This is a genomic window from Paraburkholderia steynii (genome assembly GCF_900100565.1).
Classification (GTDB): Bacteria; Pseudomonadota; Gammaproteobacteria; order Burkholderiales; family Burkholderiaceae; genus Paraburkholderia; species Paraburkholderia terrae.
On record NZ_FNDI01000014.1, the window covers coordinates 56,703 to 72,709 of the forward strand.

Consider the following 16,007-nt stretch of genomic DNA (forward strand, 5'->3'; position numbering starts at 1 on the left):
CAACTTTGTACGATGCCAGCGCTATTAAAGAACCGTAACTTTCGTATGCTCGCGGCCACGGCTGCGATCTCCGCTGTAATCCCGTTTCTCGCCGCGTGCAGTGACAAGCCCGCAGCGCCTCCTCAACAGACGCCCGAAGTCGGCGTCGTCAGCATCAAGCCGACGGGCGTGCCCGTCACCGTCGAATTGCCGGGTCGCGTGAGCGCGCATCTCGTCGCTGAAGTGCGGGCACGTGTCGACGGCATCGTGCTGAAGCGCGCGTTCACGGAAGGCAGCGAAGTCAAGGCGGGACAGATGCTCTACAAGATCGACCCCGCGCCCTACATCGCCTCATTGAACAGCGCGAAGGCGACGCTTGCGAAGGCGCAGGCCACGCTCGTTTCGACGCACGCGGAAGCCGAGCGCTACAAGGTGCTGGTGGCAGCGAACGCGATCAGCAAGCAGGACTACGACAACGCCGTCGCCTCCGAAGGCCAGGCCGCCGCTGACGTCGCGTCGGGCAAGGCCGCCGTCGAAACGGCGCAGATCAACCTTGGCTATACCGACGTGACCTCGCCGATTTCGGGGCGCATCGGCAAGTCGTCGGTGACGGAAGGCGCGTATGTGCAGTCGAGCGCGGCGACGCTGCTCGCCACCGTGCAACAGCTCGATCCCGTCTACGTGGACCTCACGCAATCGAGTCTGGTCGGTCTCAAGCTGCGCCGCGACGCGCAGGAAGGGCGGCTCAAGACGAGCGGCCCGAACGCGGCGAAGGTCACGCTGATTCTCGAAGACGGCCGTCCCTATGGCGGCACGGGCAAGCTCGAATTCTCCGACGTCACCGTCGACCAGACCACCGGCTCCGTCACCGTGCGCGCGCTGTTCGACAACGCGCAGCGCGTGTTGCTGCCGGGCATGTATGTGCGCGCGAAGATCGAAGAAGGCATCAACGAGCAGGCGTACGTCGTGCCGCAACAGGGTGTCACGCACGACCAGAAGGGCGACCCGACGGCGCTTGTGGTCGGCGCAGACGGCAAGGTCGCGACGCGGCAACTGGTGACATCGGGCACGTATGGCGCGAACTGGGTGGTCGAGAGCGGCCTGCAAACGGGCGACCGCGTGATCGTGCAAGGCGTCGACAAGGTGCGTCCCGGCATGACGGTGAAGACGGTCGACGCGCAACTGCCTGGCACCGACCCGGCAGCACAAACAGCAGCCGCAGCGCCCGCATCCGACGCGCACAGCGCGCAGTAACGAGGGCGTTTAAATGGCAAAGTTCTTTATCGACAGGCCCATTTTTGCTTGGGTTATCGCAATCATTCTGATGCTCGCGGGCGTCGCTTCGATTTTCAATCTACCTATCGCGCAGTATCCGACCATCGCGCCGCCCGCCGTGCAGATCAGCGCGACGTATCCGGGCGCATCGGCGAAAACGGTTGAAAACACCGTTACGCAGGTGATCGAACAGCAGATGAGCGGCCTCGACCATCTGCTCTACATGTCGTCATCGAGCGACGACTCCGGCAACGCGACGATTACGCTGACTTTCGCGGCTGGCACCAACCCTGACATCGCGCAGGTGCAGGTGCAGAACAAGCTGCAGCTCGCGACGCCGCTGTTGCCCGAAAGCGTGCAGCAGCAGGGCACGAAGGTGACGAAGTCGAGCAGCAGCTTCCTGCTGGTGATGGCGTTCGTATCGACGGACGGCAGCATGGACCGCTACGACCTCGCGAACTATGTGGCTTCGCATGTCGAAGACCCGGTGAGCCGCGTCGACGGCGTTGGCACCGTGCAGCTGTTCGGCTCGCAATTCGCGATGCGCGTCTGGCTCGACGCGAACAAGCTGAACCAGTACAGCCTCACGCCTGTTGACGTGGAAACTGCGTTGACGAATCAGAACGTGCAGGTCGCGGCAGGTTCACTCGGCGGCACGCCTTCCGTACCCGGCCAGGTATTGCAGGCGACCATCACGCAGGCAACCTTGCTGCAAACGCAGGAACAGTTCGGCAACGTGCTGCTGAAGGTCAATCAGGACGGCTCGCAGGTGCGCATCAAAGACGTTGCGCGTATCGATCTGGGCGGCGAAAACTACAACTTCGACACCAAGTACAACGGCCAGCCGACAGCGGGCTTCGGCATCCAGCTCGCAACGGGTGCGAACGCGCTGCAGACGGCGAAACTGGTGCGCGCGAAGATCGACGCACTGTCGAAGAACTTCCCGCACGGTCTCGTCGTGCAGTATCCGTATGACACGACGCCGTTCGTGAAGATGTCGATCGAGGAAGTCGTGAAGACGCTGCTCGAGGGCATCGTGCTGGTGTTCCTCGTGATGTATCTGTTCCTGCAGAACCTGCGTGCGACGTTGATTCCGACCATCGCGGTGCCCGTGGTGCTGCTCGGCACGTTCGCGATCATGAGCGCGGCGGGCTTCTCGATCAACACGCTGTCGATGTTCGGTCTCGTGCTCGCCATCGGCCTGCTGGTGGACGATGCAATCGTGGTGGTCGAGAACGTCGAGCGCGTGATGTCCGAGGAAGGGCTATCGCCAAGAGAGGCCACCCGCAAGGCGATGGGCCAGATCACGGGCGCGCTGGTCGGCGTGGCGCTGGTGCTGTCGGCCGTGTTCGTGCCTGTTGCGTTCTCGGGCGGATCGGTCGGTGCGATCTACCGTCAGTTCTCGCTGACTATTGTGGCGGCGATGGTGCTGTCCGTCCTTGTTGCGCTGGTTCTCACGCCCGCACTGTGCGCGACGATCCTCAAGCCGATCCCGAAGGGGCATCACGGCACGAAGACGGGCTTCTTCGGCTGGTTCAACCGCACCTTCGACAACGGCCGCGACAAGTATCACTCGGGTGTGCAGCATGTGATCCGCCGTTCGGGGCGTTGGCTCGTGCTGTATCTCGCGGTGATCGTCGGCGTGGGTTTCCTGTTCATGCGTCTGCCGAAGTCGTTCCTGCCCGATGAAGATCAGGGCACGATGTTCGTGCTCGTGCAGACGCCGCCCGGCTCGACGCAGGAGACCACGGCGCGCACGCTGAAGAACGTCACCGACTATCTGCTTCACGACGAAAAAGACATCGTCGACTCGGTGTTCACCGTGAACGGCTTCAGCTTCGCGGGCCGCGGCCAGAACGCAGGTATCGCGTTCGTGCGGATGAAGGACTACTCGCAACGTCAGCATGCGAACCAGAAAGTGCAGGCGCTGGTGGGCCGCGTGTTCGGGCACTACGCGTCGTACAAAGACGCGACCGTGCTCGCCGTGAACCCGCCGTCGATTCCCGAACTCGGCACGGCATCCGGCTTCGACTTCGAACTGACTGACAACGCCGGTCTCGGCCACGACGCGCTGATGGCCGCGCGCAACCAGTTGCTCGGGATGGCCGCGAAAGATCCGTCGCTGGCGCTGGTGCGTCCGAACGGGTTGTCCGACACGCCGCAGTTCAAGGTCGATATCGACCGCGAGAAAGCGCAGGCGCTCGGCGTCACCGTGTCGGACATCGACCAGACGTTCTCGATTGCTTGGGCATCGGCGTACGTTAACAACTTCCTCGATACCGATGGCCGGATCAAGAAGGTCTATCTGCAAGGCGACGCGCCGTTCCGCATGACCCCCGAAGATATGAGCAAGTGGTACGTGCGCGGCAGTTCGGGATCGATGATGCCGCTGACGTCTGTGGCGTCGGGACACTGGGTCTACGGTTCGCCGAAGCTCGAACGCTACAACGGCATTTCATCCGTCGAAATCCAGGGGCAGGCGTCCGCAGGCAAGAGCACGGGCCAGGCGATGACCGCCATGGAAGCGCTCGCCGCGAAGCTGCCGCAAGGCATCGGCTACGAATGGACGGGCCTGTCGTTCCAGGAACGTCAATCGGGTTCGCAGGCGCCGATTCTGTACGGCATCTCGATCCTCGTCGTGTTCCTGTGTCTCGCCGCGTTGTACGAAAGCTGGTCAATTCCGTTCGCGGTGATTCTCGTCGTGCCGCTCGGCGTGATCGGCGCATTGCTTGCCGTCACGATGCGCGGACTGGAGAACGATGTGTTCTTCCAGGTCGGCTTGCTGACCACCGTCGGTTTGTCCGCGAAGAACGCGATTCTGATCGTCGAGTTTGCGCGCGAATTGCAGATCAAGGAAGGCATGACGGCCGTGCAGGCCGCGCTCGAAGCGGCGCGTCTGCGGCTGCGTCCGATCCTGATGACGTCGCTGGCGTTCGTGCTCGGCGTGCTGCCGCTCGCGATCAGCAACGGCGCCGGTTCGTCGAGCCAGCATGCAATCGGCACGGGCGTGATCGGCGGGATGCTGACGGCCACGTTCCTCGCCGTTTTCATGATCCCGATGTTCTACGTCGTGATCCGCGAGAAGTTCTCGCGCGACGACTCGACACCGCATGGCGCCGAACACGACGTCGAAGAAGAAACGGCCCAGTAAGGACAAGCATATGAACAGAACACTACTGACGACGCTCGCCGCCGCGCTCTTCGCGACGGGCTGCACGCTCGCGCCGACTTATGAGCGTCCGGCCGCGCCTGTCGCGGCGACCTTTCCGCAAGGCGGCGTCTACGACAACCAGCCCGCGAAGGGCACAGCAACGCGCACGGCTAATGACCACTCTGCTGTTGACATCGGCTGGCGCGAGTTCTTCGTCGATCCGCGCCTGCAACAGTTGATCGAACTCGCGTTGCAGAACAACCGCGACTTGCGCGTGTCGGCGCTCAAGGTCGAAGAAGCACGGGCGCAATACCGCATTCAACGCGCCGACCTGATGCCGTCGCTTTCCGTCGATGGCACGGGCACGCGCAGTCGCACGCCGAAGGATTTGTCGTACGTCGGCAAGGCAACGGTGGGCGCCGACTATCAGGTGGCGGCGAGCGCTTCATGGGAACTCGACTTCTTCGGCAAGGTGCGCAGCCTCACCGAGCAGACTCTGCAGACGTACTTCTCGACGGCGCAGGCGCGCAAGGCGGAAGAAATCCTGCTCGTCTCGCAAGTCGCCGATCAATATCTGACGCTCGTCGCCTTCGACGAAATGCTGGCAAGCACGAAGAACACGTACGACACGGCGCGCCGCTCGTACGAGCTGACGAAGCTCCAGTACGACACGGGCACGGGCTCCGAACTCGATCTGCGCGAAGCGGCGGGCACGATGCAGCAGGCGCAGGCGAACTACGAAAGCCAGCAGCGTTCGCGCGCGCAGGCCGAGAACGCGCTGGTGCTGCTGGTCGGCGCGCCGCTGCCTGCCGACCTGCCGCAAGGCTTGCCGCTCGCGAGCCAGCAACTGCTTGCGGACGTTCCGGCGGGCCTGCCGTCCGATTTGCTGATGCGGCGTCCCGACATCATGGAAGCCGAAGCGACGCTGATCGGCGCGAACGCGAACATCGGCGCGGCGCGCGCGGCGTTCTTCCCGAGCATCTCGCTGACGGGCGACTTCGGCACGGCGAGTGCGAGCCTCGGCACGTTGTTCAAGCCAGGCCAACTCGCATGGAGCTTCGGGCCGACGATCTCGGTGCCGATCTTCAAGGGCGGCGTGAATCGCGCGAACCTCGATCTCGCGAAGCTCGAAAAGAACGTCGCGGTCGCGCAGTACGAAAAGGCGATCCAGACGGCGTTCCGCGAAGTCTCAGACGGGCTGGCGGCGCGCGGCACGTATGACCGGCAGATCAAGGCGTTGCAGGAGAACGTCGAGTCGCAGCAGCGTCGCTATGATCTGTCGGATCTGCGGTATCGCCAGGGCGTGGACAGTTACCTGAACGTGCTGACCGCGCAGACCGATCTGTACTCGGCGCAACAGTCGCTGATTACGGCGTCGCTGAACCGGCTGACGAATCTCGTCGATCTCTATCAGTATCTTGGCGGCGGCTGGATCGAGCGCACGGGCGACACGCCCCGTTCCGCCGATGCACCCTACGCGCAGCAAGCCGCGCAGCCTCGACAGCCCACGCGCGTCGCCGCGCAGCCGTAACACGCTGAAACACCTGCTAAGCGCGCTAAACCTGGGCGCGCTTTCCCGTTGCTACATTCCCCTTCATCTCCTGAGCAGTTGCCGATCCTCGCGTGAGGCGCGGCGCTGCTTTCCGGCGACGCCCGCGTGGCGTCGTTCTTTTATTCCGTTTGGCAAACCGTTGAACGGCCTGAGCGCCGACAAATCTCCGCGTGAAATTCAATCGTCCAATCCGTCGTGTGTTGATCGCCGCAGGCATCGTTGCTGCCGGCGTTGTCGTCTGGCAGGCGTTCGCCGCGTTTCACAAGCCGCCGCGTCCCGTTGCGCAAGTCACGCCCGTCACCATCGGCACGGTGGCGCGCGCCGACGTGCCGCTGCAACTCGATGCGCTCGGCACCGTCACGCCGCGCGCCACTGTCACCGTGAAAACGCAGGTCAACGGCACGCTCGAAGCGATGCTCGTGAAGGAAGGCCAGCGCGTGAAAGCGGGCCAGCCGATCGCGCGGATCGATTCACGCGCGCTGCGCGCGCAGTTGCTGGAAGCGCAAGGCACGCTCGAACACGATGAAGCGCTGCTCGCCAATGCGCGCGCGGACCTGACGCGTTACGAAAGCTTGATCGATGGCGGCTCGATTTCGCATCAGACGCTCGACACGCAGCGCGCGACGCTGCGCCAGTATCAAGGCACCGTCAAGGCAGATCAGGGCAGCGTCGCGAATCTGCGCGTGCAGGTCGGCTATTGCGAAATCGGCGCGCCGATGGACGGCACGATCGGCCTGCTTTCCACCGACGCGGGCAACTACGTGACGACCAGCGACACGACGGGCATCGCGACCATCACCAGTGACTCGCCGACCACCGTCGTCTACGCGCTGCCCGAAGACAAGATGGGCGACGTGGTCGATGCGTTTCACGACAAGGGCGCGTTGCCCGTCGAGATTTTCGCGCGCGACAAGCGCACCGTGCTCGATCACGCGACGCTCGCCGCCATCGACAACCAGGCCGACACGACAACGGGCACGGTCAAGCTGAAGGCGAGCGCGCCGAACCGCGACGGCCGGCTGTTTCCGAACCGCTTCGTCAACGTGCGGATGACGGTCGGCACCTTGCGCGACGCGTTGACCGTGCCGACGGTCGCGATCCAGCACGGCGCATCGGGCGATTTCGTGCTGACGCTGAGCGCCGCCGATGCGAAGCAGGGCGAAGGCAAGGTCGCGCTGCGCCGTGTGACGGCGAGCGTCGCCTACAACGACGCGACCGTCGTCGAACAAGGCGGCCTCAAGGCGGGCGACACGATCGTGCTGGATGGCGCGGACAAGCTCGACGACGGCAGCGCCGTGAAGATCGTTCGCCCCTGACGCGCGCTTCCGAACCCAAAGATACCGATGGATATTTCCCGCCCGTTCATCCGCCGTCCTGTCGCGACGGGTTTGATGACGCTTGCCCTGTTGCTGATCGGCCTGATCGCTTACCGGCTGATGCCGGTTTCCGCGTTGCCCGAAATCGACTATCCGACGATCCAGGTCTACACGCAGTATCCCGGCGCATCGCCCGATGTGATCAGCACTTCCGTCACCGCGCCCCTCGAAAAGCAGTTCGGGCAGATGGCGGGACTGAAGCGCATGAATTCGACGAGTTCGCTCGGCGTGTCGCTCGTCACGTTGCAGTTCCAGACCTCGACCAATCTCGACGAAGCCGAACAGGAAGTGCAGGCCGCGATCAACAGCGCGAACAGCACGCTGCCGACGAACCTGCCGTATCCGCCTGTCTACAGCAAGGTCAATCCCGCCGATACGGCCGTGCTCACGCTCGCCGTCACGTCCGATGCATTGCCGCTCACGCGCGTTGAAGACCTGACGGATACGCGCATTGCGCAGAAGCTCTCGCAGGTGTCGGGCGTCGGGCTTGTCACGCTGTCGGGCGGCGCGCGGCCTGCCGTGCGCGTGCAGACCGACACGCGGGCGCTCAACGCGATGGGCCTGTCGCTCGAAGACGTGCGCACGGCGGTCGGCGACGCGAACGTGAACAGCGCGAAAGGCACGATCGACGGCCCGCTGCAGGCCTTCACGATCGACGCGAACGACCAGCTCACGTCCGCCGCCGATTACCAGGACCTCGTGCTCTCGTATCGCAACGGCGCGCCCGTGCGCCTCGCCGATGTCGCGAAGATCTCGGAGACGGCTGAAAATCCGCGCCAGGCAGCATGGAGCGGCGCGACGCCCGCGATCATCATCAACGTGCAACGGCAGCCGGGCGCGAACGTGATCGAAGTCGTCGACCGGATCGAAGCGCTGTTGCCGCAACTGCGCGCGTCGCTGCCCGCGACCGTGAAGATCAGCGTGCTCAGCGACCGCACGCAGACCATCCGCGCTTCCGTGCATGACGTGAAGATGGAACTGGCCGCCGCGATCGCGCTCGTCGTGATGGTCGTGTTCGTGTTCCTGCGGCGGCTCGAATTCACGCTGATTCCCGCCGTGACGGTGCCGTTCGCGCTGGTCGGCACGGTGGCGGGCATCTATGCGCTCGGTTTCTCGGTCAACAACCTCACGCTGATGGCGCTGACGGTGGCGACGGGCTTCGTCGTCGATGACGCGATCGTGATGCTCGAAAACGTGATGCGCCACATCGAGAACGGCGATACGCCTTTGGACGCCGCGTTAAAGGGCGCGCGGCAGATCGGCTTCACGATCCTGTCGATCTCGGTGGCGCTCGTTGCCGTGCTGATACCGCTGTTCTTCATGCCCGACGTGATAGGCCGGTTGTTCCGCGAGTTTGCGTTGACGCTGGCGATTGCGATCGTGATCTCCGCGTGGGTCTCGTTGACGCTCACGCCGATGATGGCCGCGCGCATGCTGCGTGCCGATCACGCCGCGAGCGACAGCGATGCCGCCGCAAAGGACTGGCTCGCGCGTTTGAATCGCGGCTATCTGCGTGTACTCGATTGGGCGTTCGCGCAGCGCCTCGTGGTGCTGCTGGGTGTTGCTGCCGCGACGCTGCTGACAGTCGTGCTGTTCGTGGTGCTGCCGAAGGGTTTGTTCCCGGTGCAGGACACGGGCCTGATCGAAGGGATTTCGCTGGGTTCGCCGCGCGCGTCGTTCGAGCGGATGGCGGCTTCGACGCGCACGCTGGCGGGCCGTGTCGCGAGCGATAGCGCGGTGGCCAATGTGTCGTCGTTCGTCGGCATCGACCAGAACAATCCGACCATCAACCAGGGCCGCATGCTCATCAGCCTGAAAGATGGCGATTCGAGCCGCTCCGTGATTCAAAGGCTCACGCAAGATGCCGCGGAGCGCGCCGACCTCAAGCTCTATCTGCATCCCGTGCAGGACTTGACGCTCGACGATCAGATCAACGCGAACAGCTACCGCGTCGGCGTGCAGGCGACTGATCGCGCCGAACTCAACGAATGGACGCAGCGCCTGCTCGCTGCGCTACGAGCCGACCCGATGTTCACCGACGTGCAGAGCCAGGCGCAACAGCAAGGCAACGTGGTGAAGTTCGACTTCGACCGCGCGACGGCATCGCGGCTTGGTCTTACCGCGCAGGACATCGACAACGCGCTGTACGACGCGTTCGGCGACCGGCAGATTTCGACTATCTATACGCACGTGAACCAGTATCACGTGACGTTGGGCGCGGACGTGCGGGTGGTTGGCGAGTCGCCGCTCGCGTTGCTCGACGGGCTGTATGTGGGCACGACTAGCGCCTCATCGACTTCTTCTTCCACTTCGACATCGACCAGCACGTCGACATCGCTCTCGCCGCTGTCTAGCATCGCGACCGCGACGGTCGGCGCCGCGCCGTTGACGATTCAACGCCAGGCACAGTTTCCATACGCGGATGTGTCGTTCAATCTCGCGGATGGCGTGACGCTCGGCACGGCCATCGACCGTATCGAGGCGATCGAAGCGAAGCTGAACCCGCCCGCAAGCGTGCAGATGAACCTCGAAGGCGCGGCGCAGCTTTACAGCACGTCGCTCGGCAACGAAGCCTTGTTGCTGGTCGGCGCGTTGATCGCCGTGTATATCCTGCTCGGCATCCTGTACGAAAGCCTGATCCATCCGCTGACGATTCTCTCGACGCTGCCTTCCGCCGCATGCGGCGCGCTCGCGGCGCTGTTGTTCTGCGGCGGCGAGCTGGACATCATCGGTCTGATCGGCATCGTGCTGCTGGTCGGCATCGTGATGAAAAACGCGATCATGATGGTCGACTTCGCGCTCGAACAGGAGCGCACGCTCGGCCTCACCGCGCACGACGCGATGCGCCGCGCGTGCGAACTGCGCTTCCGGCCGATCCTGATGACGACCTGCGCATCGTTGTTCGGCGCGCTGCCACTCGCGCTCGGCACGGGTATGGGCCACGAATTGCGGCAGCCGCTCGGCATCGCGATCATCGGTGGGCTAGTGGTGAGTCAGTTGCTCACGCTGTTCTCGACGCCCGTGATCTTCCTCGCGCTGCATCGTCTTGCGACGCGTGCCGCGATCACGCCGTCCGGCGATACGAACGCGAGCTAAAGCATGAATCTGTCCGCTCCGTTCATTCGCCGTCCCGTCGGCACGATGCTGCTTGCGATCGGTCTCGCGCTGTTCGGCATCGTCGCGTTCCGGCTGCTGCCTGTCGCGGCGCTGCCGTCGGTGGACTTTCCTGTCGTGATGGTCAGCGCGACGCTTTCGGGCGCGAATCCCGACACGGTCGCCAAGACCGTGACGGCGCCGCTCGAACGCGCCTTCGGCTCGATTGCGGGCCTCACGCAGATGACGTCGCAAAGCTCGTCGGGTTCGTCGCAGATCGTGTTGCAGTTCGATCTGAACCGCGACATCGACGGCGCCGCGCGCGACGTGCAGGCGGCGATCAACGCCGCGCGCAGCAATCTGCCCACGACGCTCACGCAAACGCCGACTTATCGCAAGATGAATCCGGCTGCCGCGCCCGTGATGATCGTCGGGCTGACGTCGGATACGGTGGGCGTCGGGCAGATGTACGACTATGCGTCGTCGGTGCTGCAACAGAAGCTGTTGCAGGTGCAAGGCGTCGGCGATGTGACCGTGGGCGGCGGCGCGCTGCCGGCGGTGCGCGTCGAACTGAATCCGGATCAGCTGAGCCACTACGGCATCGCGCTCGACTCCGTGCGTACTGCGTTGGCGAACGCGAGCGTCGATCTGCCGAAGGGCGCCGTCAGCATGAACGGCGAGCACTATGTGCTGGGCGCGAACGATCAGTTGATGGAACCCGCCGACTACAAGCCGCTCGTGATCCGCACGCACGACGGCACGGTGGTGCATGTCACCGATGTCGCGCAAGTGGTGAAGTCGACGGAAGACCTGCGCAACTATGGCCTCGCGAACGGAAAGCCGGCGGTGCTGCTGATCGTGTCGAAGCAGCCGAACGCGAACGTGATCAAGACCGTCGATGCGATTCGCGCCACGCTGCCGCAACTCGCCGCGAGTTTGCCGTCGACGGTGAAGCTGAACGTCGTGCTGGACGGCACGCAGACGATCCGCTCGTCGGTGTTCGATGTCAAAGTCTCGCTGCTGGCGGCCGTGCTGCTGGTGACGGCAGTGTCGTACGCGTTCTTCCGCGACTGGCGCAGCACGCTCATCCCGGCGATCACCGTGCCGCTCGCGCTCGCGGGCACGTTCACCGCGATGTACTTCCTCGGCTACAGCCTGAACAACCTGTCGCTGATGGCGCTGACGATCTCGACGGGCTTCGTGGTCGACGACGCGATCGTCGTCGTCGAAAACATCATGCGGCATCTGGATCAGGGCAAGTCGCCGCTCGCCGCCGCGCTCGACGGCACGCGCGAAGTCGGCTTCACGGTGCTGACGATCAGCGTGTCGCTGGTGGTTGTGTTTCTGCCGCTCATCATGATGAGCGGTCTGGTTGGGCGGCTGTTCCGCGAGTTCTCGGTGTCGCTGGCGATTGCGATCCTGATTTCGATGGTCATTTCGCTGACGCTCGCGCCGACGCTCGGGCGTCTGTTGTTGCGCCATGTGCCGCACAAGCAGAGCGAAGGCGCGTTGGGGCCGCGTGTCGAACGCGCTTACGGGCGCAGTCTGCGCTGGGCGCTGCGTCATCCGAAGACGATGCTTGTCGTCACTGTGTTCCTGCTGTTCGCCAATGTCGGCATGGTGGCCGTGATGCCGAAAGGCTTTTTCCCGATCGAAGACACGGGGCGGCTGATGGGCAACGTTCAGGCGTCGCAGAGCATTTCATTTCAGGCGATGAAGCAGAAGTTCGATGAAATCAACAAGCGCATTCTGCAGAACCCGGATGTGCAATCGGTGTCGGGCTATGTCGGCGGACGCAATGCGGTGAGCAACAGCATGATGTTCATTACGCTCAAGCCGTTGTCGGAACGCAAGCACAACGCGAATCAGGTGATCGCCGATCTGAGCCATCGTACGGCCGACATTCCCGGCGTGCGTCTGTTGATGCAATCCGCGCAGGACCTGATGTTCGGCGCGCGGCAAAGCTCGGCGCAGTTTCAATACTCGGTGACGGCGGAGAATCAGGACGAACTGGATACGTGGGTGCCGCGCATCGAGGCGAAGCTGCGCGCGCTGCCGCAACTGCGCGACGTGAATGCCGACGTGCAGAGCGCAAGTCTTTCGATGATGCTGCAGGTGAATCGCGACGCGGCGGCGCGCATGGGCGTGCCGTTCGAAGCAATCGACGATGCATTGAACGACGCGTTCAGCCAGCGCCAGATTGCGACGGTTTATGGCCCGGCGAACCAGTATCACGTGGTGATGGAGGTCGCACCGCAGTATTGGCAAGACCCGAAGACGTTGGACACGTTGTACGTGCCTGCGACGAACGCGACCAGTACCTCAAGTACATCTTCCTCAACAAACGCAACACTGGTTCCACTATCCGCGCTCGCCACACGCACGCTGTCGCACGCGCCCGTCACGATCGCGCACGACAACCAGTTTCCCGCTGTCACGCTGTCGTACAACCTGCGCGAAGGCGTGTCGATGAGCGATGCGAATGCGGCCATCAAGGCGGCCGTCGCGTCGCTGAATCTGCCGAACACGATTTTGCCGGCGTTCGCGGGGCAAGGCGCGATGATGCAGCAGTCGGGCGGCAGCGAAGTGCTGCTGATCATCGGCGCGTTGATTGCCGTGTATATCGCGCTCGGCATTCTGTACGAGAACCTGATTCATCCGCTGACGATACTCTCGACACTGCCTTCAGCGGGCCTCGGCGCACTGATCGCGCTCTACGTATGCGGCTATGAACTGACGATCATCGCGCTGATCGGCATCGTGCTGCTGATCGGTATCGTGAAGAAGAACGCGATCATGATGGTCGACTTCGCGGTCACGTACGAACGGGAACAAGGCGCGAGCGCGGAAGAGTCGATCTATCAGGCGTGCCTCACGCGCTTCCGGCCGATCATGATGACGACGCTCGCCGCGCTGTTCGGCGCGGTGCCGCTGATCGTCAGTTCGGGCTATGGGCACGAGTTTCGTCATCCGCTCGGCGTCGCGATTCTCGGTGGCCTGATGGTCAGCCAGTTGCTGACGCTCTTCACGACGCCCGTGATTTACCTCTGGCTCGACCGCTTCAACGGCCGCCGCGCCTCACGTAACGGAAACCCTTCATGATGGACAAAGCAACGCGCACGATGCGGCGTGTGCATCGAACGATCGTGGCTGCCGCCATTGCGACTCTGTGCGCTGGCTGCGCAATCGGCCCCGACTACAAAAAGCCCGACGTCGCCGTGCCCGCCACATTCAAGGAAATGAGCAGCCCCGACGCGAGCGGAATGTGGCAACAGGCGCAGCCAGATCCGGCGGCATCGCTCGACAGCCGCTGGTGGACGATGTTCGGCGACCAGACGCTCAACGATCTGTGCGAGCGCGCATTGAAGGCGAACCAGACGCTTGCGCAGTACGACGCGGCGTATCGCTCCGCGCGCGCCCAGGTGGCGTCGGCACGCGCGAGCCTGTTTCCGACGGTGTCATTCGCAGGCTCGGGCACGCGTTCGGGCAGCGGCAGCACGACGCAGGTATCGTCGAGCGGAACCGTCAGCAGCTATGCGTCGAAGAGCGTGTCGGCGCAACTGGAGGCGAGCTGGGAGCCGGATTTGTGGGGCAGCGTGCGGCGCTCCGTCGAAGCGAGCGAGGCGAGCGCGCAGGCATCGGATGCGCAACTGGCAGGCGAACGCCTGAGCGTGCTCGCGACACTGGCCGTCGACTATTTCACCGTTCGGGCCGCCGACGCCGATCTCGCGATCCTCGATGAAGAACGCCGGATCGACGCCGAACTGCTCGCGCTGACGGAAGCAAAGTATAAGCACGGCGTGTCGTCATATGACGATGTGCGCACCGCACACAACACGCTGCAAGCCATCGACGAAAGCATCGCGAGCGCGCAACTCACGCGCCGTCAGTATGAGCATGCGATTGCCGTGCTGATCGGCGAAGCGCCTGCCGCGTTCTCGTTACCGGTGCAGGCGGACTATCGGTTCGACTTGCCTGCGCTGCCCGTTTCGCTGCCGTCTGCGTTGTTGCAGCGGCGGCCTGACGTCGTGCAGGCCGAACGCACGGTTGCGCAATACAACGCGAAGATCGGCGTCGCGAAGGCGGGCTATTTCCCGACCATCACACTATCGGCGGATGGCGGCTGGAGCGGCACCTCGCTTGCGCATCTAGTCTCGCTGCCGACGCGCTTCTGGTCGCTTGGATTCGACGTTGCGCAAACGGTGTTCGACGCTGGCGCGACGAGCGCGTCGGTGCGCGCTGCCCGCGCCAACTACGATCAGGAAGTCGCCGCGTACCGGCAGACGGTGTTGAGCGCGTTCCAGGACGTCGAAGACTATTTGAGCGCAGTGCAGATCGCGACGCGCCAGGCGGCGGCATCGACCGACGTTGCGCAACGCAGCGGCGAACTCGCGGCCAGTCAGCAGCGCAATTTCGCAGCGGGGACATCTAGCCGCATCGACGTGCTCGATACGAAATTGACGCAAGTACAGGACCGCAAGATCGCGCTCGATTACAGCAGCACCGCGCTACAGAACGCCGTCATGCTCGTGAAAGCATTGGGCGGCGGCTGGGATGGCGACGTGAAAACCGCGAAGGCGGCGGAAGCCTCTGAATAGTGAAGTGTGCCGCATGCGGCGCATATGACGTGTACCGCTTTGCTCGTGACGATTTATTGGTTCGTCGCGCGCATGGGCGTTGCTAAAGTCGCGGCTCATCATCGATATCGGCGATGAGCCGTTGCACGCCGCTACACGCATAACTATCAGAAGGTCTTTACCATGAAAATCCGATTCGCTGGCGCTGTCATCATGGGGTTGATGCTCGCCGCTTCCAGTGCGGCGCATGCCGACCGTCTCGACGACATCAAGAAGGCGGGCGTGCTGCGCGTCGCGACCTTCGACAGTAATCCGCCGTTTGGCTTCGTCGATCCGAAGAACAATCAGATCGTCGGACTCGATGTCGATTACGCGCGCGCCGTCGCAGACAAGCTCGGCGTGAAGCTCGAAATCCAGCCGACCAATCCCGCCAACCGCATTGCGTTTCTGAAGTCGGGCAAGGTCGATCTGGTGTTCGCGAACTTCACGATCACCGACGAGCGCAAGAAAGAGGTCGACTTCAGCACGCCGTATTTTGCGTCGGGCACGCAGTTCATCGCGAAGAAGGGCGTGCTTAAGACGCCGCAGCAACTGAACAGCCTGCGCGTCGGCGCTGATAAGGGCACGACGAACGAGCAGCAGGTTCGCGCGCAATTCCCGGGCGCGACGATCGTCGCGTATGACGACACGCCGTTCGCATTCGCCGCGCTGCGCACGGGCAACGTGCAGGCGATCACGCAGGACGGCCCGAAGCTCGTCGCGCTGCTGGCGAACGTGCCGGACAAGGCAAACTACGAAATTTCGCCGTTCACGATTTCCAACGACTACGAAGGCGTGGGCGTGCCGAAGGGCGAGACGCGTCTGTTGAACGTGGTCGATGACACGCTCAAGGGACTCGAAGCGAACGGCACGGCGGGCAAGATCTACGATCAGTGGTTCGGTCCGACCAGCCGCGCGCCGTTGCCGCGTCTGTTCAAGATCGGCGATCCGCAGAAGAGCTGAAC

At 63.6% G+C, this 16,007-nt stretch carries 8 protein-coding genes; all 8 read left to right on the forward strand.

From position 1 onward, the window contains the following. Positions 1-12 precede the first annotated feature (12 nt). On the forward strand, positions 13-1,233 hold the full coding sequence (locus BLT65_RS24215) for an efflux RND transporter periplasmic adaptor subunit (RefSeq protein WP_208545798.1): 1,221 nt from the start codon (positions 13-15) through the stop codon (positions 1,231-1,233). Between the two features lie 13 nt (positions 1,234-1,246). After that, positions 1,247-4,405, forward strand: a complete 3,159-nt coding sequence (locus BLT65_RS24220; RefSeq protein ID WP_091781868.1) for an efflux RND transporter permease subunit — start codon at positions 1,247-1,249, stop codon at positions 4,403-4,405. 10 nt (positions 4,406-4,415) lie between these two features. Continuing rightward, the gene (locus tag BLT65_RS24225) at positions 4,416-5,936 is read left to right on the forward strand and encodes an efflux transporter outer membrane subunit (protein ID WP_091782243.1); all 1,521 of its coding nucleotides are present in this window, start codon (positions 4,416-4,418) and stop codon (positions 5,934-5,936) included. Positions 5,937-6,127: 191 nt separating this feature from the next. Beyond that, the gene (locus BLT65_RS24230; RefSeq protein WP_091781871.1) at positions 6,128-7,273 is read left to right on the forward strand and encodes an efflux RND transporter periplasmic adaptor subunit; all 1,146 of its coding nucleotides are present in this window, start codon (positions 6,128-6,130) and stop codon (positions 7,271-7,273) included. Positions 7,274-7,300: 27 nt separating this feature from the next. Beyond that, positions 7,301-10,429 carry an efflux RND transporter permease subunit gene (locus tag BLT65_RS24235; protein ID WP_091781874.1) on the forward strand — a complete coding sequence of 1,043 codons (3,129 nt, stop codon included), beginning with the start codon at positions 7,301-7,303 and terminating at the stop codon, positions 10,427-10,429. A gap of 3 nt (positions 10,430-10,432) precedes the next feature. Then, complete coding sequence (locus BLT65_RS24240) at positions 10,433-13,528, forward strand: efflux RND transporter permease subunit (RefSeq protein ID WP_091781877.1); 3,096 nt, start codon at positions 10,433-10,435, stop codon at positions 13,526-13,528. Beyond that, positions 13,525-15,024 (forward strand): efflux transporter outer membrane subunit, encoded by a 1,500-nt coding sequence (locus BLT65_RS24245; protein ID WP_091781880.1) that lies wholly within the window; start codon positions 13,525-13,527, stop codon positions 15,022-15,024. Before BLT65_RS24240 ends, BLT65_RS24245 begins: the two co-directional genes overlap by 4 nt. Positions 15,025-15,186: 162 nt before the next feature. After that, the gene (locus BLT65_RS24250) at positions 15,187-16,005 is read left to right on the forward strand and encodes an ABC transporter substrate-binding protein (protein WP_007736359.1); all 819 of its coding nucleotides are present in this window, start codon (positions 15,187-15,189) and stop codon (positions 16,003-16,005) included. Positions 16,006-16,007: the final 2 nt, after the last annotated feature.

What these genes read in the sequence shown, in the direction of transcription:
- BLT65_RS24245 (WP_091781880.1), top strand. Translation starts at nt 13,525, where the DNA reads ATGATGGACAAAGCAACGCGCACGATGCGGCGTGTGCATCGAACGATC.
- BLT65_RS24250 (WP_007736359.1), top strand. Translation starts at nt 15,187, where the DNA reads ATGAAAATCCGATTCGCTGGCGCTGTCATCATGGGGTTGATGCTCGCC.
- BLT65_RS24225 (WP_091782243.1), top strand. Translation starts at nt 4,416, where the DNA reads ATGAACAGAACACTACTGACGACGCTCGCCGCCGCGCTCTTCGCGACG.
- BLT65_RS24215 (WP_208545798.1), top strand. Translation starts at nt 13, where the DNA reads ATGCCAGCGCTATTAAAGAACCGTAACTTTCGTATGCTCGCGGCCACG.
- BLT65_RS24220 (WP_091781868.1), top strand. Translation starts at nt 1,247, where the DNA reads ATGGCAAAGTTCTTTATCGACAGGCCCATTTTTGCTTGGGTTATCGCA.
- BLT65_RS24235 (WP_091781874.1), top strand. Translation starts at nt 7,301, where the DNA reads ATGGATATTTCCCGCCCGTTCATCCGCCGTCCTGTCGCGACGGGTTTG.
- BLT65_RS24240 (WP_091781877.1), top strand. Translation starts at nt 10,433, where the DNA reads ATGAATCTGTCCGCTCCGTTCATTCGCCGTCCCGTCGGCACGATGCTG.